Origin of the sequence: Salinicola lusitanus (genome assembly GCF_003206045.1) — a bacterium.
Lineage (GTDB): Bacteria > Pseudomonadota > Gammaproteobacteria > Pseudomonadales > Halomonadaceae > Salinicola > Salinicola lusitanus.
On sequence record NZ_PZJM01000013.1, the window covers coordinates 215,552 to 232,775 of the forward strand.

The following is a 17,224-nucleotide window of genomic DNA, read 5'->3' on the forward strand; positions in this document are numbered from 1 at the left end:
GGTCTGGTGAGGTAATTTAGTTACGAAGTTGCATGTCAAAAGCCATTCGCATGGCGTATTTTATTCGTAAATTAACGACTCTGGTGGAGGGAGGCAATGACTCGAGAGGCAACGCCCAACGTGGATTTGGCTCTGTTCGGTGCGCTCGGCGACCTGGCGCTGCGCAAGCTTTACCCGGCGCTCTATCACCTGGATCGCGATGGCCTGCTGGGGGCCGACACCCGGATTCTGGGGTTGGCACGACGTGAGCACGACGCCGACAGTTTCCGCAGCGTGGTGCTGGGAATGCTCAAGAAGCGGGTCAAGGCCAAGGAGCTCGAGCAGACCTGCCTGGACCGGTTCCTGGCTCGGCTCGACTACACCCAGCTCGATTTCGATACCGTCGACGGCTACGAGAAGATTCGGGACTGGCACGCCGAGAGTCCGGACTCCCAGTGCCCGCTGACCATCTACCTGGCGGTCCCCGCCAGCATCTACGGGGCGATCTGTGCCAATCTCGAGCAGAGTGGCAGCCTCGACGGCGAGTCGCGGGTCGTGGTCGAGAAGCCGATCGGCTACGATCTCGACTCCTCCCACGAGATCAACGACGCCATTGGCGCGGTCTTCCCCGAGTCGCGGATCTACCGCATGGACCACTACCTGGGCAAGGAGACGGTCCAGAACCTGATCGCACTGCGTTTCGCCAACCCGATGTTCGGCAACCAGTGGAACCAGAGCCAGATCTCCCATGTCGAGATCACCGTGGCCGAACAGGTCGGTATCGAGGGCCGCTGGGGCTATTTCGACAAGGCTGGCCAACTGCGCGACATGGTCCAGAACCATCTCCTGCAATTGCTGACCATGCTCGCCATGGACCCCCCGGCCAATCTCGATGCGGATGCCATCCGTGACGAGAAGGTCAAGGTACTCAAGGCGCTCAAGCCGCTGGAGGGAGAGGATCTCAACCGGCACGTGGTCCGTGGGCAGTATGTTGCCGGTACCATGGAAGGCGAGAGCGTTCCGGGGTATCTCGAGGAGGAGGACGCCAACACCTCCAGCACCACGGAAACCTTCGTCGCCATGCGCCTGGAGGTCGCCAACTGGCGCTGGGCCGGCGTGCCGTTCTATCTGCGAACCGGCAAGCGAATGCCGGAAAAGCTGTCGCAGATCGTCATCCACTTCCGTCAGCAACCGCACTACATCTTCGATCCGGATCAGCGCAACCTCGCCGCCAACAAACTGGTGATCCGTCTCCAGCCGGAGGAGGGCATCGCGCTGCAGGTGTTGACCAAGGATGGCGGTCTCGACAAGGGCATGCGGCTGCGTCCCGGCCCGCTGCACCTGGACTTCAACCACGCCTTTCCCAAGGAGCGGATTCCGGATGCCTACGAGCGTCTGCTGCTCGAGGTGATGAAAGGGCAGCAGTACCTGTTCGTCCGTCGCGACGAGGTCGAGTACGCCTGGAAGTGGGTCGATCAGTTGATCGCCGGCTGGGAAAAGCGGGATATCCCGCCGCGTCGCTATCCGGCCGGATCCTGGGGGCCCGTGGCCTCCATCGCGATGATCACGCAGGATGGTCGTTCCTGGTATGAAGATTACTGAGAGCGCCCGCGAGCAGATCGGCGCGCAGCTGGCTGCCGCCGCCGCCCAGGCACTGACCGAGGACCTGGCCAGCCAGCCTCGCGCGCTGCTGGTCGTCTCCGGCGGCTCGACCCCGCTGCCGTTCCTTCGACGGCTGGCCGAGCAGCCGGTGGCGTGGTCGCGGGTCGATGTCACCCTCGCCGACGAGCGCTGGGTGCACGAGGATCACCCCGACAGCAACGCGCGGCTGGTCCGGGAGACCCTGCTGACCGGGCGGGCCGCGGCGGCGACCTTTCACTCGCTGACCACCACCGATTCCACGCCGGAGCAGGGCGCGGCGACGGTCGCCGCCCGCCTGGCGACACTACCTTGGCCGGCCAGTCTGGTCGTGCTCGGCATGGGCAACGATGGTCATACCGCCTCGCTGTTTCCGGACAGCGGCGAGCTCTCGCTGGCATTGAGTACGGATGACAGCGTCGTGGCCGTGCGGGCGCCCAGCGTCCCGCAGCCGCGCATCACCCTGAGCGCGGCCCGGCTTCACGATGCCCGCCGCCACGCGCTGCATCTGGTCGGCGACGCCAAGAAAGCGGTGCTGGCCCAGGCGCTCAGTGGAGACGATGTCCGCGAACTGCCGATCCGTGCCTTCCTGACCTGCCCCCTTACCCTCTACTGGGCGCCCTGACGCGCCACCCCCGCCTGCTTGAGGGCCGGGTACCCATCAAAGGAGCCATTCCGATATGCGATCCGAATCACAACTGCCGATTTCCCAGACCGATCGCCTCGATGCGATCTGCCGGTCCACGGCGATCATTCCGGTGCTGGTCATCGAGCGTCTCGAACACGCCGTACCGCTGGCGCAGGCGCTGGTCGACGGCGGGCTCGACGTGCTCGAGATCACCTTGCGCACCGACTGTGCGGTCGATGCCATCAAGCGCATTCAGCAGCAGTTGCCCGACGTGACAGTGGGCGCCGGTACGGTACTGAGCATCGATCAATATCGCATCTGCGAGGAGCTCGGTGTCGATTTCGTCGTCACGCCCGGCACGACGCCAGCCCTGTTCGAGCACGGCACTGCCAGTAACGTACCGCTGTTGCCCGGTGTGGCCACGGTTTCCGAGGTCGTCACGGGTTGGGAGTACGGCTATCGCCGCTTCAAGTTCTTCCCGGCGGAAGCCAACGGTGGCGCCAAGGCGCTCAAATCCTTTGGCGGCCCGTTGCCCGAGGCGCTGTTCTGTCCGACCGGCGGGGTGACGGTCGACAACGCCGGCGACTATCTCGCACTGCCCAACGTGATGTGCATCGGCGGTTCCTGGATGGCGCCGAAGTCGCTCGTCGACCAGGAGGACTGGGCTGGCATCACGCGCCTGACCCGGGAGGCGACGCAGCGCTATCCGCGCTGAGACACGGGACGGGCCGATGATTGTCGGTTCGGGCGCGCGTCGACAGCCAGGTGACCTCGTGCTGCTCGAAGGGCTCACGGCTTTTGAGGAATACCCCTCGTCCCCTGACGGCGCCACACTGTGCTGTCAGGGGATTCCTCGTCCAGGACTGGAGAGAAGGCATGAGCGAACGTTCTCGAGTGGCGGTGGTGACCGGCACGAGTAGTGGTATCGGCCGTGCGGTAGTGGAAAATCTTGCGAACCAGGGCATCCGCGTGATGGCCGTCGACGCCAATCCGGCCGGCAAGGCCGTGGCGGAAGCCGTGGGTGCCACCTTCTTCGAAGCCGATCTTACCGAGGGTGAGCAGTGCGCCCGGGTGATCGGTACGGCGGTGGAACGTTTCGGCAGCGTCGATATCCTGGTCAACAACGCCGGCATCCAACATGTCGCCGATATCGAGCATTTTCCGCCGGACAAGTGGCGCAAGATCATCGACCTGATGTTGACCGCGCCATTTCTGCTGACCCAGGCCGCATGGCCGCATATGCGCGAAAAGGCGTGGGGGCGGATCATCAATATCGCCTCCATCCATGCCAACGTGGCATCCCCGGGGAAATCGGCCTACGTCAGCGCCAAGCATGGCCTCATCGGTCTGACACGAACAGCCGCGCTGGAAGGTGGCGAGCATGGCATCACCGCCAATGCGATCTGCCCGGCCTACGTGCGCACGCCGCTGGTGGAGCGCCAGATCGCAGACCAGGCGACGCTGAATGGGATGGATGAGTCGGAAGTGATCGAGAAGATCATGCTGAGCGGGGCCGCCATCAAGCGACTCATCGAGCCGGAGGAGGTTGCTGGCGTCGTGGCCTACCTCGCCTCGGACCAGGCCTCTGCCGTCACCGGTGCGGACTGGGCCATCGACCTGGGATGGACGGCGCGCTGAGAGAAAGTCGTCGCGAGCGGCCAGGCGCCCCATGGGCACCTGGCCGCGCGTCGGATGGGCGTTCAGTGTCGTTCGACGGCCGTGGCCACCCCCTGGCCGCCGCCAATGCAGAGCGTCGCCAAGCCGCGCTTGACATCGCGGCGCTGCATCTCGTGCAGTAGCGTCACCAGAATTCGAGCGCCGGAAGCGCCGATGGGATGGCCCAGTGCGATGGCGCCGCCATTGACGTTGACCTTGTCCTGGCTCCACCCCAGATCCTTGGCCACGGCGAGCGTCTGGGCGGCGAACGCCTCGTTGGCCTCGATCAGATCCAGATCGTCGATCGTCCAGCCGGCTCGCCGCAGGCAGCGTCGAGTCGCCGGGACCGGGCCGATACCCATGGTCGCCGGATCGACGGCGGCGTTGGCGTAGGCGCGAATGGTGGCAAGAACCGGAAGCCCGAGCTTGGCGGCACGGTCGGCACTCATGATCAGCAGGGCAGCGGCGCCATCGTTGAGCGACGACGCATTGCCGGCAGTGACGCTGCCGCTCTTGGAGAAGGCTGGCTTGAGCTTGCCCAGAGACTCGACGGTGACACCGTCTCGCGGCTGCTCGTCACGTTCGATCACGATGGGATCGCCGCGTCGCTGAGGCACGCTGACCGGAGTGATCTCCGCATCGAAGCGGCCGGATTCCCGCGCCGCCGAGGCGCGCCGCTGGGATTCCGCGGCGTAGGCGTCCTGATCGCGGCGGGAGATGTCCCACTGCTCGGCCACGTTCTCTGCGGTGATGCCCATGTGGTAGTCGTTGAAGGCGTCCCACAGGCCGTCGTGAATCATGCTGTCGAGCAGCTCGGCGTGGCCCATGCGCAGTCCGGTACGCGCCTTGGGCAGCACGTAGGGCGCCAGGCTCATGCTCTCCATGCCGCCGGCAACGATGGTTTCGGCATCGCCGCAGCGGATCGCCTGGACGGCCAGATGCACGGCCTTGAGGCCGGAGCCGCAGACCTTGTCGACCGTCATCGCCGGCACGTTGTCCGGCAGGCCGGCTTCGATGGACGCCTGGCGTGCGGTGTTCTGGCCCAGGCCCGCGCGCAGCACATGGCCCATGATCACTTCATCGACGCCGGCCGGGTCGATACCTTCGAGGACGCGACGGATGGCGGTCGCTCCCAGGGTCACCGCGGGGACGCTGGCAAGCCCCCCCTGGAAGGTGCCGATCGGCGTGCGCGTGGCCGCGACGATGACCACGTCGCGCAGGGTGGTTGCGTTGACATCAGGCATGGGTGGCCTCCCGCTGGTCGATCAGCTCGCAGCCGGTGGCTTCGCGAATCTCCTCGAGCGTGACATCGGGCGCCAGCTCGACCAGCGCCAGCCCCTCGGCGGTGACGTCCATCACGCCGAGATCGGTGATGATGCGGTCGACCACCCCGACTCCGGTCAGTGGCAGATTGCACGCCTTCAGGATCTTGTGCTCGCCCTTGGCGGTATGGCTCATCAATACCACCACGCGCTGCACGCCGGCGACCAGATCCATTGCGCCACCCATGCCCTTGACCATCTTGCCGGGAATCATCCAGTTGGCGAGGTCCCCCTGTTCGGAGACCTGCATGGCGCCCAGGATCGCCAGGTTGATCTTGCCACCGCGGATCATCGCGAACGACTCGGCGTTGTCGAAGTAGCTAGAGCCGGGCAGGGCGGTGACCGTCTGCTTGCCGGCGTTGATCAGGTCGGGGTCGAGGGTTTCCTCGGTGGGGAAGGGGCCGATGCCGAGCAGACCGTTCTCCGACTGCAGCCAGACTTCCATGCCGTCGGGGATGTAGTTCGCCACCAGTGTCGGCTGGCCGATGCCCAGGTTGACGTAGAAGCCGTCCCGAAGCTCGCCGGCGGCGCGTTGCGCCATCTGTTCCTTGTTCCAGGGCATCTCAGTTTCCCTCCCTGAGCGTGCGTTTCTCGATGCGTTTTTCCGGGGTCGGGTTATGCACGATGCGGTGCACGAAAATGCCCGGCAGGTGGATATCGTCAGGGTCGAGGGCGCCGGTCTCGACGATCTCCTCCACCTCGGCGACACAGATCCTGCCGGCCATGGCGGCCAGCGGATTGAAGTTGCGCGCGGTCTTGTTGAAGCGCAGGTTGCCAGCCTTGTCGGCGACCTGGGCCTTGACCAGCGCCACGTCGACCGGCAGGCCGCGCTCCATGACGTAATGCTCGCCGTCGAACTCGCGAACTTCCTTGCCTTCGGCGATCTTGGTGCCGTAGCCGGTCTTGGTGAAGAAGGCAGCGATGCCGGCGCCACCTGCGCGCAGCCGCTCGGCCAGGGTGCCCTGGGGGCAGAACTCCAGTTCGAGTTCGCCGGAGAGATACTGGCGCTCGAACTCCTTGTTCTCGCCCACGTAGGAGGAGAGCATCTTGCGGATCTGGCGCGACTCGAGCAGCAGCCCGAGGCCGAAGCCGTCGACGCCGGCATTGTTGCTGGCCACCGTCAGATTCTTCTTGCCGGTGTCGCGCAGGGCCGCGATCAGCGATTCGGGGATGCCGCACAGGCCGAAGCCGCCGACGGCCAGGGTCATGCCATCCTCGATCAGGCCATCGAGGGCGGCCTGGGCGCTGTCGAAGCATTTTCCGCTGCGCGTCCCGGCGGGGCGCGTCTGGGTAGTGGCGTGCTGGGTCATGGCGAGCCTCGGTTGTTATGTCCTGGATAGACTATGACCGCTCGCCGCGCTGTAATTAAATTTATTTTCGCCGATAATTGTCGAGTTTTTCTCATTAATTGGGCGTTTTGATGACCATCAAGCAACTCCGCGCCTTCCTTGCCGTGGCGCAGACATTGAGTTTCGCGCAGGCCTGCGAGCGCCTGCACGTGACCCAGTCGGCGCTGAGTCTGGCGGTGAAGTCGCTGGAGTCACAGCTCGGCGGGGCGCTGTTCTCGCGTACCACTCGCCAGGTGCGGCTCACCCCCGAGGGCGAGGCGCTGCTGCCGGTGGCGCGTCGGCTGCTGGCCGAGTGGGATGACGCCGAGGATGCCATGAGGCGGCGTTTTCATCTGCAGCAGGGGCATCTGGCGATTGCCGCCATGCCATCCTTTGCCTCCAACTGCCTGCCGCCACTGATCGCGGATTTTCGCCAGCGCTACCCGCGCATCAGCGTCACCATTCACGATGTGATCAACGAGCAGGTGGTGGAGATGGTGCTGGCCCAGCGCGTGGAGTTCGGGATCGCCTTCGAGCCGCCACGCCAGCCGGCGCTGTCATTCACCCCGCTCCATCACGATCGCTTCGTGGCGGCGGTGCCGCCGACGTCGCCGCTCGCCGCGCAGGCGTCGACGATCTGGGCGGCGCTGCTGGCCTACCCGTTCATCACCCTGCAGCGGCCATCCCAGGTGAGGGTGATGCTGGAGCGGCAGCTGTCGCGGCACGGCATGACGCTACCGGTGGAGTTGGAGAGCCATCAATTGGCCACGGTCGGCCAACTGGTCGGCAAGGGCTTGGGCGTGAGCGCGGTGCCGGCCCTGTGCCGGGCCCAGATGGAGGCGCTGGGGGTGCGCTGTCTGGCGCTTTCCGAGCCGGCGATCGAGCGGCCGGTCGGCATCGTGAAGCGTGCCGACCAGCAGCTCTCCTCGACCGCGAGCGCTTTTCACGCCCTGATGGAGGATTCAGCTCGGGAGATCGTTGAGGTCTGAGGTGCCCGGTAGCGAGACGAACGCGCCGGGTCGCGTCGCCGCGAAGGCGCCGCAGCGACAGGCGAAGGTCAGGGCCTCGTTCAGCTTGGCGTCGTCGGCCAGCCAGTCGCCAAGGGTCTCGCAGGCCACTCCGGCGCGGGACAGGGACGCCAGCAGGCCGCCGATGAAGGCGTCGCCGGCGGCGGTGGTGTCGACCGCCTGGACGTTGGGCGGCACCGCCTGAAGCTGACGATCCGCCAGATGGGCGCTCACCGGCCCCGGGCCGTCGGTGATCACGATCAGTCGGGCGCCCTTGGCCAGTCTGGCACTGATCCACTCCTCGGCACTGCGATCGCCGCGAAGCGCATCCAGCTCTTCGGTGGAGAGCTTGATCAGATGGGCCCGTTCGAGCAACTGCTCGACCAGAGCGATATCGACATTGCCCTGGGGCCACAGCATCGCGCGCAGATTGACATCGACGCTGATCAGGCAGCCGCCACGGCGGGCGATGCTGGCGAGGTCGAGGGTGGTGCGGGCGATGGCGGCATCGGTCAGGCTGTTGCTGCACAGATGGACCAGGGCCGGTTCGGTGAAGATGCCGGGCGGCAGGTGTTCCCGGCGATAAAGCAGGTCGGCGGCGGGAGGGCGGTAGAAATCGAACTGGCGCTCTCCCTGGCGATCGCGGGAGACGAAGGCCAAGGCGGTGCGGGCTTCACGGGTTCGCACCACGTGCTGGGTGTCGACCCCGTAGCGGGTCAGTTCGTCGACCAGGAAGTCGCCGAAACGGTCGTCACCGATCATGCCCAGGAAGAGGCTGGGAATGCCCTGGCGGGCACAGGCCACGGCGGCATTGGCCGGCGCACCGCCGGCATAGGGCGTGAAGGTCTCGGGGCCGCTGTCGTCGCCCAGACGGCTGGACAACATGTCGACGAGGGCTTCGCCGAACGCGATGATGGGGGTCATGGGTTACCGACTCTCTTGTCTAACGGGAATCTAGGATGCGGGCGTTGCACACATCGAACGTCATCACGGCACTCGGTGACTGCGTGCTTCCTCGAGCAGCGCGAACCACGTCGGGCGATCGAGTTCGAGATTACCGCTCAGCAGCAAATTGTCGATACGCCTTTCATTCAACGTTCCGGTCACCGGCACCGGCTTGCCGGGCAGCCGCCGCAGCCAGGCGAGCGCCAGTCCCGCCGTGGTCGAATTGAGCTGCTCCGCAAGGCGCGAGAGCGCGGTACCGAGAACGTCCTCGAAGACCGAGCCGCCGCCCAGCGGTGACCAGGCCATGGGTGCCAGCCCGTCGGCCAGAATGGCGTCGTAGAAGCCGTCGAACAGGGCATCCGGATGCGCCAGCGAGAGCTCGAGCTGGTGGACGCCGAGCCGGTTGTGCATGGCGGCCTGCAGACGACGCCACTGCTCCGGGAGGAAGTTGGAGACACCCACGGCACCGACCTTGCCGGCCGCGATGGCGTCGTCCAGAGCTCGGGCCGTGGCCTCGGTGTCCATCAGCGGATCGGGGCGGTGGAGCAGGAAGTGATCGAGTCGGTCGACACCGAGCCGCGAGAGCGAGCCATCGATGACCTGGGTGAGATGGCGTTCGGAGGTGTCGTAATGCTTGACCCCGAACGGCGAGGTGTCGCGATGCGGCAGGATGATATTGCCCTTGGTCACCACCCGCACCCTGGACTTGAGCGATGGTCGACGGGCCAGCGCCTCGCCGAAGCGCTGCTCGCCCAGGTGGTTGCCGTAGCTGTCGGCATGATCGAACCAGTGCAGGCCCTGGTCCACCCGGGCCTCCAGCCAGTCGGCGAACTTCTCGACATCGTCGAATTCGGGCCGCTCGTGGAGACGCATCATGCCCAGGATGAAGGGCGAGTCGAAAACCAGGTCGTCACTCACGCCGAGGTCGCCTCCCGCGCGATCGTGGTGGAGAGCAGATGCTGACCGTCCGGCACCAGCCAGACCGGGTCGACCCGGGTACAGGCGGCCTCGACGCAGAGGAACCGCATTCCGGCCGCGGCCGGGGTGTCGCCGGGCAGGTCATCGCCCGGATGCCAGACCACGGTGGAATCGCTGCCCTGCTTGGTGATCGCGAGTCGGCGCTGTCCGTCATCGAGGATCACCGGGCGATTCGACTGGTAGATGCGGTCGAGCGAACCGCGAATACCGAGTTCGCCCTGCTGGTGGTGCTCGGCGAAGTGTTCGAGCTTGTCCAGATAGCGTGCGCCGGCCAGCCCCTCGACACGGCACCGGTGGGTGTCGGCGACGGCGAAGTACGTATGCAGCGCGCCCGTCAGCTTGACCGGGGCGGTGCCGGTGTGGCGCGTCATCAGTTCGACGCTCAGGCGCTGGTCGTTGGCATGCACCACGGCACTGGGAACGAGCTGGTCGTGCAGTCGCTCCTCGGGGGAGAGATGGATCTCGACGCCGCTACCGGAGACGCTGTCGTCGACGGCATCGACCCGCCACGCCGCCGTGCGGGCAGGGCCATGCATGGGCCCCTTGCCATCGGGCGACTCGTCGGCGAACCACGGCCAGCAGAGCGGAATCCCGCCGCGGATGGCACCGGGCATGGGTTGCGGTGTCGGCGTGACCCACAGCCAGCCACCCTCCGTGCCGGGTGCCGGTGGGGCACCTGCGGCTTCGGGGCCGAAAGGTAGAAAGTGGAGCACCTGGGCGCCCTGCAGCGAGATCGCCAGTTCGCCCCAGTCGGCGTTGATCAGCAACAGGCGCCGGCCTTGCCACTCGGCTTCCCGCTGACCGTCGGTCGCGTCGACCAACTGCCGCAGCGTATCGGGAATCATGTCACCTCCTCGTTGTGCAGGGCTTCCGCCGCCCCCAGCAGCCCGGTCCAGGGCGCGGTCACTACCCAAGTGGGAATGCCGGCATTGTAGGCGCTCAGGCGGCCCTTGTCGGCAAAGGCGCGGCGGAAATCGCTGCGCGGCAGCCATTCGACGAGGCGTGGCGTGATGCCGCCACAGAGGTAGACGCCGCCCAGAGCACCGAGGGTGAGGGCGGCATCGCCGGCGCAGGAGCCGAGGATCTTGATGAAGCGCAGCAGCGCCTCGCGGGCGACGCGGTCGCCGGCCCGCGCCGCGCCGGTCACTTCCGCCGGGGTGTTGTAGCTGGCGGTGACGTTGAGCAGGGCAGCGTGGGCCAGATAGAGATCGAGCAGGCCCTGGCCGCAAAGCAGGCGTTCGATCGAGACGCGTCCGTAGCGGGCGCGGAAGTAGTCGAGCAACTGCCGCTCACGCTGGTCGGTGGGGGCGAAGGTGGCGTGACCTCCCTCCGTGGTGAGCGGAATCCAGTGGCGCTGGCTGGGGATCAGCCCGGCCACGCCGAGTCCGGTTCCGGGACCGATGACCAGGCGGGGGCGGCGGGCCTCGGCCTCGCCGTCACCGATCTTGACCAGATCCTTGGCGTCGATGTGGGGGATGCCCAGCGCCTGGGCGGTGAAGTCGTTGATGACCTTGAAGTTCGACAACCCCAGTTCGTGAGCGACCGCCTTCTTGGAGAAGGCCCAGTCGTTGTTGGTCATCTTGACCCAGTCCTCGTGGACCGGGCAGGCGAAGGCCAGACACGCCTCGCGGGGCGCTTCGGCACCGACCTGCTCGAGATAGGCCCGTATGGCTTCGACCAGTCCGGCGTAGCGTGCGCAGGGCAGCGTCTCGATCGATTGAAGCTCGACGCTGCCGGGCATGACCAGCGCAAAGCGCGCGTTGGTCCCGCCAATGTCGCCGATCAGGGCGGGTGTCGTCATGTGTGCCCTCCGGGCAAGTCGGCGGCGTCGAAGCCGCCAAAGGTTGCCGCGCCTTCCTCGGCACCGCCGACCAACTGGCGGAAGCCGGCGAACAGTTCGCGGCCCATTCCCTGATGATAGTGGTCCAGATCGCAGGACGCCGGTTCGCGTTGTGCCCAGGTTTCGGCATCGACCAGCGCCTCCAGCACGCCATTGTCGGGGTCGAGCAGTACCCGATCGCCGTCGCGCAGATAGGCGATGGGGCCGGCGTCGACCGCCTCCGGGGTGATATGGATCGCCGCAGGTACCTTACCAGAGGCACCTGACATTCGCCCATCGGTGACCAGCGCGACCTTGTGTCCTCGATCCTGGAGCACGCCCAGAAAAGGGGTCAATTGATGCAGCTCCGGCATGCCGTTGGCGCGGGGGCCCTGAAAGCGCACCACGACGATGACGTCGCGATCCAGCTCGCCGCTTTCGAAGGCCGCCTTGACCTGGCTCTGGTCGTCGAAGAGTCGTACCGGCGCCTCGACCCGGCGAAACTCGGGCTTGACCGCGGAAACCTTAATCACGCCGCGCCCCAGATTGCCGTCGAGCACGGCCAGCCCGCCGGTGGCGGAGAACGGGCGCGTTACCGGCCGCAGCACCTCTTCGTCGAGGCTCTGTTGCGTGCCTTCGCGCCAGACCAGCCGGTCCCCTTCCAGGAACGGCTCCTGGGTGTAGGCGGTCATGTCGGTGCCGAAGGCGGTGCGCACGTCGGCATGCATCAGCCCCGCCGAGAGCAACTGTCTGACCAGGAAACTGACGCCGCCAGCGGCGTGAAAGTGGTTCACGTCGGCCTGGCCGTTGGGGTAGATCCGGGTCAGCCCGGGTACGACCGTCGATAGCTCGGCAAAGTCGTCCCAGGTGATGGTCAGGCCCACGGAGGCGGCCATGGCCACCAGGTGCAGGGTATGGTTGGTCGATCCGCCCGAGGTGAGAAGTCCGACCATGGCGTTGACGATGGCGTGGGCGTCGATCTGCTTGTAGAACGGGTGGTAGTCGCCGCCCTGGTCACTATTGCGGATCACCTGCTCGGTGCTGAAACGGGTGATGGCGTCGCGCAGGGGGGTGCCGGGGTTGACGAACGAGGTGCCCGGCATGTGCAGCCCCATCATCTCGAGCATGAGCTGGTTGGAGTTGGCGGTGCCGTAGAAGGTGCAGGTGCCGGCGCTATGGTAGGAGTCGGACTCCGCCTCCAGCAGTGCGTCGCGGCCCACCTTGCCCTCGGCGTAGAGCTGGCGGATGCGAGACTTCTCCGCGTTGGGCAGCCCGCTCGGCATCGGGCCGGCCGGCACGAACACCGCGGGCAGGTGACCAAAGCGCGCGGCACCGATGAACAGTCCCGGCACGATCTTGTCACACACACCAAGATAGAGTGCGCCATCGAACATGTTGTGCGACATCGCCACCGCCGTCGACATGGCGATCACATCGCGGGAGAACAGCGACAGCTCCATGCCGGGCTGACCCTGGGTGACGCCGTCGCACATGGCCGGCACGCCGCCGGCGAACTGCGCTGTGCTGCCCATGCCGCGGGCGGCGTCCTTGATCAGTTCGGGAAAGTGCTCGAGCGGCTGGTGAGCGGACAGCATGTCGTTGTAGGAAGAGACGATGCCGATATTGGCGCTGTTCATCAGCTTCAGGCTGTTCTTGTCGCCAGCGTTACAGGCGGCGAAGCCGTGAGCCAGGTTGCCGCAGGAGAGTTCCGCGCGGTGGACGCCACGGCGATGCTGTTGCTGCATCCGCTCTTCATAGAGACGGCGGCGGTCGGCGGAGCGCTCTTCAATGCGCCTCGTTACACGGTCCAGGGTAGGGTCGAGCGTCATGGGATGCCTCATCGAGCTGTCAGGTTTATTTGGTAAACTTACCAAAAAATACCCCTTATGTTCGCGAATGCGCCTTTGGTATTAGCCTTTTGGGGTAATATTTTTTCATGCGACGATGTTCTAGACTACGTACTAGGCTATTCACAACTGCGCGGCGATCTAATCCTTTCGTTCGACCGATGCCGCGCCTGGGTAGTGCGCAGGCGCGTCACCCGGCCGACTCAACGTTTCGATTACGCCAGCTTCAGCGTTTCAGTCACGCCATCAAGAGGAGAGCACCATGACATTGCGTGTCGCCATCAACGGATTTGGCCGCATTGGCCGTAACGTACTCCGAGCCATGTACGAAAACGGTTATCGGGATCGGATCGAAGTCGTCGCCATCAACGATCTCGGCGATCCGGCGCTCAACGCTCATCTGCTACGCCATGACAGTGTTCATGGCCGCTTCGGGTTCGATGTCTCCCACGACAGCGATACCCTCAGCGTAGACGGGGATAGCATTCGCATCCTTTCCGAGCGCGATCCGTCCCAGCTTCCGTGGAAGTCGTTGAACGTCGACCTGGTGATGGAGTGCACCGGGCTGTTCACCAGTCGCGACGCCGCTGCCAAGCACATCGAGGCGGGCGCGGGGCGGGTGCTGATTTCCGCGCCCAGCGGCGATGCCGATGCGACCATCGTGTTCGGTGTCAACGAGGGGACGCTGAAGGCCGAGCATCGGGTGGTCTCCAACGCCTCGTGCACCACCAACTGCCTGGCGCCGGTGGCACAGGCGCTGCAGGATACCGTCGGTATCGAGAATGGTCTGATGACCACGGTCCATGCCTATACCAACGACCAGAATCTCTCCGACGTCTATCACAAGGATCCGTATCGCGCTCGTAGCGCTACGCAGTCGATGATCCCGACCAAGACCGGGGCGGCGGCCGCCGTCGGGCTGGTCCTGCCGGAATTGAACGGTAAGCTCGACGGCCTCGCGGTGCGCGTGCCGGTGATCAATGTGTCGCTGGTCGACCTGACTTTCACCGCCGGGCGCGACACCTCCAAGGAGGAGATCAACGAGATCGTCACCAAGGCGGCGGCCAGCTCGCCGGTACTGGCAGTCAACTCGCAGCCGCTGGTCTCCATCGACTTCAACCACGATCCCAACTCGTCCACTTTCGATGCCAATCACACGCGCGTGAATGGTCGTCTGGTCAAGGTCATGGCCTGGTATGACAACGAGTGGGGTTTCTCCAATCGCATGTTGGATACGGCGCTGGCGATGCAGGCGGCAAGCTGACAGATGTGGCGGGTAGTGGAGAGGTCGGGTTCCCGGGGGATCGAACCTGTGTAGTTCCGGGAATGTAGTAGCTCGGCCTTGGCCACGATGACGACGAGGGGCGGCAGAATTCTGCCGCCCCTCGTCTTTTTGTATGGCATATCTTTCGGCACCGGCAGGCTCGGCCGGTCGCTTAAGGACGAAGTGCTACCTATTTCGTACTCAAGTCGTTCGATTCAGCGTCGATAGAAGGCTGTATGCTGCGCATCATGTTGATGATCTTGGACTTACCCACCCTTCGCTTCTAGTGTGAGTCTGAAGATATTCACCTTTTCACCCAGCACCGAGGTTGGCGGCGTCATGCAGGACACCATCATCAACGCACATCGCCTGATTGGCGAAACGATACAAGAGCCCGGAGAGCCGCGCCGCGGAAGAATCGTTGGCGTCGACCAGTCGCGCGCCGTGCCGGTGATTTTCGTGATCTGGCAGGAACAGTCAGGGATACAACGTTTCGAATTGACCCGCGATGAGCTGAGCCAGCTCGTCAGTGCCTGCCTGCGTCGCCAATCGGGTCGGCCGAGCAGGCCCGAGGCCGATACCCGTGATGACAGGGGGTGGACATCCGATGAGAGCGCCACCTTCGACTCTCACGCTTCCTCTCGACGTCGCGTTGGTTCCCGCTAGCGCTATCGCGTATACCACCCAGCCGCACGGAAACGTCTCTGCGGCTCAATGAGGCCGGAGTGCATGGACCCAGTGGATGCCTTCGTGCATGACGACGGAAGTCCGGACGCGGAAACGCAGAATTGGCTACAGATGTTGCCGGGCACGGTCTATGTCACCGACTCGGCCTGGTGGTTGGGTGAGCTACGCTTTGTCGGCGACTCCATCGCCACCTTGAGTCATCGGCCGGTGGAAGACCATCGTTCTCGTCCGGAGCTGTGGCTGGCGCAAATTCCAGAGCCCGAGCGGTTGGCGGTGCTGAAACAGCTTCAGCAGGCGCTGACACTGGGAAGTCCGGCAATACGCCTTTCCTACGTCATCGAGCGGTCGGATGGCTCTCGCTGCACGATCGACGACAGCATCAACATCCAGCGTGACGCGAGTGGCGTGGTCGTCACCCTGGTCGGCCTGCTGCAGCCACGAGTCGCCGCTGTGGCTGGGCACGATGGCCCATCGCTGCCGTCTCTCCTCGATCACTGCGGTGACGTGCTCATGGCACTCGACGAGGACCTCGATTGCCACCATGCCGCTGGTGACACCCAGGGGGCGCTTGGCGTGGCCAGCGAGTCGTTGCTCTCATCGTCGTTATTCGCATTGATGGCTCCCGAGGATGGCTCCCGCATCCGCCGCCTGCTGGTCGAGATGGCCGCCAGCGCGAGCTCTTCGCTCGTGGAGTTGCGGCTGAGGCATAGGGACGGTGACTATCGCTGGTTCGAGATTCACTTTTCGCCTTACCCGCTGCCGCTGACCCCGGCATCCGAGCCCTCGGCCATGCCGGGTTGGGTCGCCGTTGCCAGGAACATTACCCAGCGACGGCAGCAGTCGTTGCAGTGGGATGCCTATACCGCGACCGACGAGCTCACCTCTGCGCTCAATCGGGAGCCGTTCATGGGATTGTTGCGACACGCGCTCTCCAACGGGGAGGTCGGGGCCCGGTTCACGCTGATCGTGTTCGATGTCGATCGCTTCGAGGATATCAATCAGGCGTGGGGAAGAGAGGGCGGGGATCTCGTCCTCAGTTGCATCGGCGAGATGTGTCGGGCGATGTTGAGAGAGCGATTCAGCTTCGGCCGGCTCGGGGAGGATACCTTTGCGCTGTTGATGAGCGGCAAGTCCCTGCAGGAGACGGCCACCATCGCGGAGAGGTTGCGGGGCCGTTTCGCCTCGACCCGGGTGGAGTTCCATGGCCATTGGCTGTCGTTCTCGGTTAGTCTTGGTGTCGCCGGGCGACGCGATGGCGAGTCCGCGGAAATCATGTTGGCGCGCGCCGAGGCGGGCATGCGCGATGCCAAGAAGCGCGGCCGGGATCGCGTCCAGCAGGCGCCATGAGAGGAGCCGGCCACGCCAGGCGCCAAGCCAGTCATAAGAAGGAGAGAGAGGATGGGACGACTACTGCTGGCCTCGCTGCTCAGCCTGATGTGCGTGTCGGCCTGGGCCGATGAGGTCGAAGGTCCCCATGTCCAGGGAGAGACCTTCGAGTACACCACGGGCGGGCAGACGTACCAAGGCTATCTCGCCTATAACGCCAGCGACGACGAGCCTCGCCCCGGTGTCCTGCTGGTCCACGAATGGTGGGGGCTGAACGACTACATCAAGCACAAGGCCGACCAACTGGCAGCGCTCGGATTCGTCGCGCTGGCCGTCGACATGTATGGCGACGGCAAGGTGGCCCAGCATCCTCAGGATGCCAAGGCATTTTCCAGTCAGGTGATGCAGGACTGGCCCTCCGCCAGGGCGCGTCTGGAAGCGGCAATGTCGGCGCTGCGCCAGCATCCGGCGGTACGAGAGGATCGCATGGCAGCGATCGGCTACTGCTTCGGTGGCGGCGTGGTGATGAACATGGCGTTGGCCGGCATGCCGCTGGACGCGGCGATCAGCTTTCATGGCAGTCCGACGCAGGTCGTCACCAACCCGCAACCGTTCGATGGGCTGGTGCGCATCTACAACGGCCAGGACGACCCGCTGGTGGACCCGGAAGCGCTCGACAGCATGGCCGACGCGCTGAAGAAGGATGGCGCCGACGTTCGCGTGGTTCAGTACCCCGGCGCCAAGCATGCGTTCACCAATCCGGATGCCGACGAGCTGGCGCAGGAGTACGACCTGCCGTT

The 17,224-nt window shown here is 65.2% G+C and carries 16 protein-coding genes; 8 read left to right on the plus strand and 8 right to left on the minus strand.

Annotated elements, in window-relative coordinates:
• The first annotated feature begins 96 nt into the window (after positions 1 to 96).
• From zwf to DOM45_RS17920, 4 genes are all read left to right on the plus strand, one after another.
• Positions 97 to 1,581, plus strand: coding sequence for a glucose-6-phosphate dehydrogenase (gene zwf, locus DOM45_RS17905; protein ID WP_110602720.1), 1,485 nt, complete (start codon positions 97 to 99; stop codon positions 1,579 to 1,581).
• The gene (pgl, locus tag DOM45_RS17910; RefSeq protein ID WP_110602722.1) at positions 1,568 to 2,242 is read left to right on the plus strand and encodes a 6-phosphogluconolactonase; all 675 of its coding nucleotides are present in this window, start codon (positions 1,568 to 1,570) and stop codon (positions 2,240 to 2,242) included. Before zwf ends, pgl begins: the two co-directional genes overlap by 14 nt.
• 55 nt (positions 2,243 to 2,297) lie before the next feature.
• Positions 2,298 to 2,960 carry a bifunctional 4-hydroxy-2-oxoglutarate aldolase/2-dehydro-3-deoxy-phosphogluconate aldolase gene (locus DOM45_RS17915; protein WP_110602724.1) on the plus strand — a complete coding sequence of 221 codons (663 nt, stop codon included), beginning with the start codon at positions 2,298 to 2,300 and terminating at the stop codon, positions 2,958 to 2,960.
• Between the two features lie 161 nt (positions 2,961 to 3,121).
• Positions 3,122 to 3,883, plus strand: a complete 762-nt coding sequence (locus DOM45_RS17920; RefSeq protein ID WP_110602726.1) for a 3-hydroxybutyrate dehydrogenase — start codon at positions 3,122 to 3,124, stop codon at positions 3,881 to 3,883.
• A 62-nt stretch (positions 3,884 to 3,945) separates the two neighbouring features.
• Here the strand turns inward: DOM45_RS17920 and DOM45_RS17925 are convergent, their stop codons facing one another.
• Genes DOM45_RS17925 through DOM45_RS17935 form a run of 3 tightly spaced genes read right to left on the minus strand, consistent with a single transcriptional unit; the run spans position 3,946 to position 6,533 of the window.
• On the minus strand, positions 3,946 to 5,121 hold the full coding sequence (locus DOM45_RS17925; RefSeq protein ID WP_110602798.1) for an acetyl-CoA C-acetyltransferase: 1,176 nt from the start codon (positions 5,119 to 5,121) through the stop codon (positions 3,946 to 3,948).
• 16 nt (positions 5,122 to 5,137) lie between these two features.
• Positions 5,138 to 5,785, minus strand: a complete 648-nt coding sequence (locus tag DOM45_RS17930; RefSeq protein WP_110602727.1) for a CoA transferase subunit B — start codon at positions 5,783 to 5,785, stop codon at positions 5,138 to 5,140.
• 1 nt (position 5,786) lies between these two features.
• Positions 5,787 to 6,533 (minus strand): CoA transferase subunit A, encoded by a 747-nt coding sequence (locus tag DOM45_RS17935; RefSeq protein WP_110602729.1) that lies wholly within the window; start codon positions 6,531 to 6,533, stop codon positions 5,787 to 5,789.
• Between the two features lie 110 nt (positions 6,534 to 6,643).
• Here DOM45_RS17935 and DOM45_RS17940 point away from each other — a divergent pair, with 110 nt between their 5' ends.
• Entirely contained in the window at positions 6,644 to 7,540 is an 897-nt protein-coding gene (locus tag DOM45_RS17940) for a LysR family transcriptional regulator (protein WP_110602731.1), read from the plus strand.
• On the opposite strand, the gene DOM45_RS17945 is transcribed toward DOM45_RS17940, so the two are convergent.
• From DOM45_RS17945 to edd, 5 genes are all read right to left on the minus strand, one after another.
• Complete coding sequence (locus DOM45_RS17945; protein ID WP_110602733.1) at positions 7,514 to 8,482, minus strand: carbohydrate kinase family protein; 969 nt, start codon at positions 8,480 to 8,482, stop codon at positions 7,514 to 7,516. The genes DOM45_RS17940 and DOM45_RS17945 overlap by 27 nt on opposite strands.
• A 63-nt stretch (positions 8,483 to 8,545) precedes the next feature.
• Positions 8,546 to 9,421 (minus strand): aldo/keto reductase, encoded by an 876-nt coding sequence (locus DOM45_RS17950; protein ID WP_240612454.1) that lies wholly within the window; start codon positions 9,419 to 9,421, stop codon positions 8,546 to 8,548.
• Complete coding sequence (locus tag DOM45_RS17955; protein ID WP_110602735.1) at positions 9,418 to 10,326, minus strand: D-hexose-6-phosphate mutarotase; 909 nt, start codon at positions 10,324 to 10,326, stop codon at positions 9,418 to 9,420. Before DOM45_RS17955 ends, DOM45_RS17950 begins: the two co-directional genes overlap by 4 nt.
• Positions 10,323 to 11,282, minus strand: a complete 960-nt coding sequence (gene glk / locus DOM45_RS17960; protein WP_110602737.1) for a glucokinase — start codon at positions 11,280 to 11,282, stop codon at positions 10,323 to 10,325. The genes DOM45_RS17955 and glk overlap by 4 nt, the downstream gene beginning before the upstream one ends.
• Positions 11,279 to 13,129, minus strand: a complete 1,851-nt coding sequence (gene edd / locus DOM45_RS17965; protein ID WP_110602739.1) for a phosphogluconate dehydratase — start codon at positions 13,127 to 13,129, stop codon at positions 11,279 to 11,281. Before edd ends, glk begins: the two co-directional genes overlap by 4 nt.
• A 280-nt stretch (positions 13,130 to 13,409) precedes the next feature.
• On the opposite strand from edd, the gene gap reads away from it, so the two are divergent.
• From gap to DOM45_RS17985, 3 genes are all read left to right on the plus strand, one after another.
• Entirely contained in the window at positions 13,410 to 14,411 is a 1,002-nt protein-coding gene (gap, locus tag DOM45_RS17970) for a type I glyceraldehyde-3-phosphate dehydrogenase (protein WP_110602741.1), read from the plus strand.
• Between the two features lie 729 nt (positions 14,412 to 15,140).
• Positions 15,141 to 16,445: a sensor domain-containing diguanylate cyclase gene (locus DOM45_RS17980; RefSeq protein ID WP_162302640.1), complete on the plus strand. Its 1,305-nt coding sequence runs from the start codon at positions 15,141 to 15,143 to the stop codon at positions 16,443 to 16,445.
• A 51-nt stretch (positions 16,446 to 16,496) separates the two neighbouring features.
• The coding region (locus DOM45_RS17985) for a dienelactone hydrolase family protein (protein ID WP_110602747.1) at positions 16,497 to 17,224 on the plus strand (728 nt) is incomplete at its 3' end.

What these genes read in the sequence shown, in the direction of transcription:
- zwf (WP_110602720.1), top strand. Translation starts at nt 97, where the DNA reads ATGACTCGAGAGGCAACGCCCAACGTGGATTTGGCTCTGTTCGGTGCG.
- pgl (WP_110602722.1), top strand. Translation starts at nt 1,568, where the DNA reads ATGAAGATTACTGAGAGCGCCCGCGAGCAGATCGGCGCGCAGCTGGCT.
- DOM45_RS17915 (WP_110602724.1), top strand. Translation starts at nt 2,298, where the DNA reads ATGCGATCCGAATCACAACTGCCGATTTCCCAGACCGATCGCCTCGAT.
- DOM45_RS17920 (WP_110602726.1), top strand. Translation starts at nt 3,122, where the DNA reads ATGAGCGAACGTTCTCGAGTGGCGGTGGTGACCGGCACGAGTAGTGGT.
- DOM45_RS17930 (WP_110602727.1), bottom strand. Translation starts at nt 5,785, where the DNA reads ATGCCCTGGAACAAGGAACAGATGGCGCAACGCGCCGCCGGCGAGCTT.
- DOM45_RS17935 (WP_110602729.1), bottom strand. Translation starts at nt 6,533, where the DNA reads ATGACCCAGCACGCCACTACCCAGACGCGCCCCGCCGGGACGCGCAGC.
- DOM45_RS17940 (WP_110602731.1), top strand. Translation starts at nt 6,644, where the DNA reads ATGACCATCAAGCAACTCCGCGCCTTCCTTGCCGTGGCGCAGACATTG.
- DOM45_RS17945 (WP_110602733.1), bottom strand. Translation starts at nt 8,482, where the DNA reads ATGACCCCCATCATCGCGTTCGGCGAAGCCCTCGTCGACATGTTGTCC.
- DOM45_RS17955 (WP_110602735.1), bottom strand. Translation starts at nt 10,326, where the DNA reads ATGATTCCCGATACGCTGCGGCAGTTGGTCGACGCGACCGACGGTCAG.
- glk (WP_110602737.1), bottom strand. Translation starts at nt 11,282, where the DNA reads ATGACGACACCCGCCCTGATCGGCGACATTGGCGGGACCAACGCGCGC.
- edd (WP_110602739.1), bottom strand. Translation starts at nt 13,129, where the DNA reads ATGACGCTCGACCCTACCCTGGACCGTGTAACGAGGCGCATTGAAGAG.
- gap (WP_110602741.1), top strand. Translation starts at nt 13,410, where the DNA reads ATGACATTGCGTGTCGCCATCAACGGATTTGGCCGCATTGGCCGTAAC.
- DOM45_RS17980 (WP_162302640.1), top strand. Translation starts at nt 15,141, where the DNA reads ATGGACCCAGTGGATGCCTTCGTGCATGACGACGGAAGTCCGGACGCG.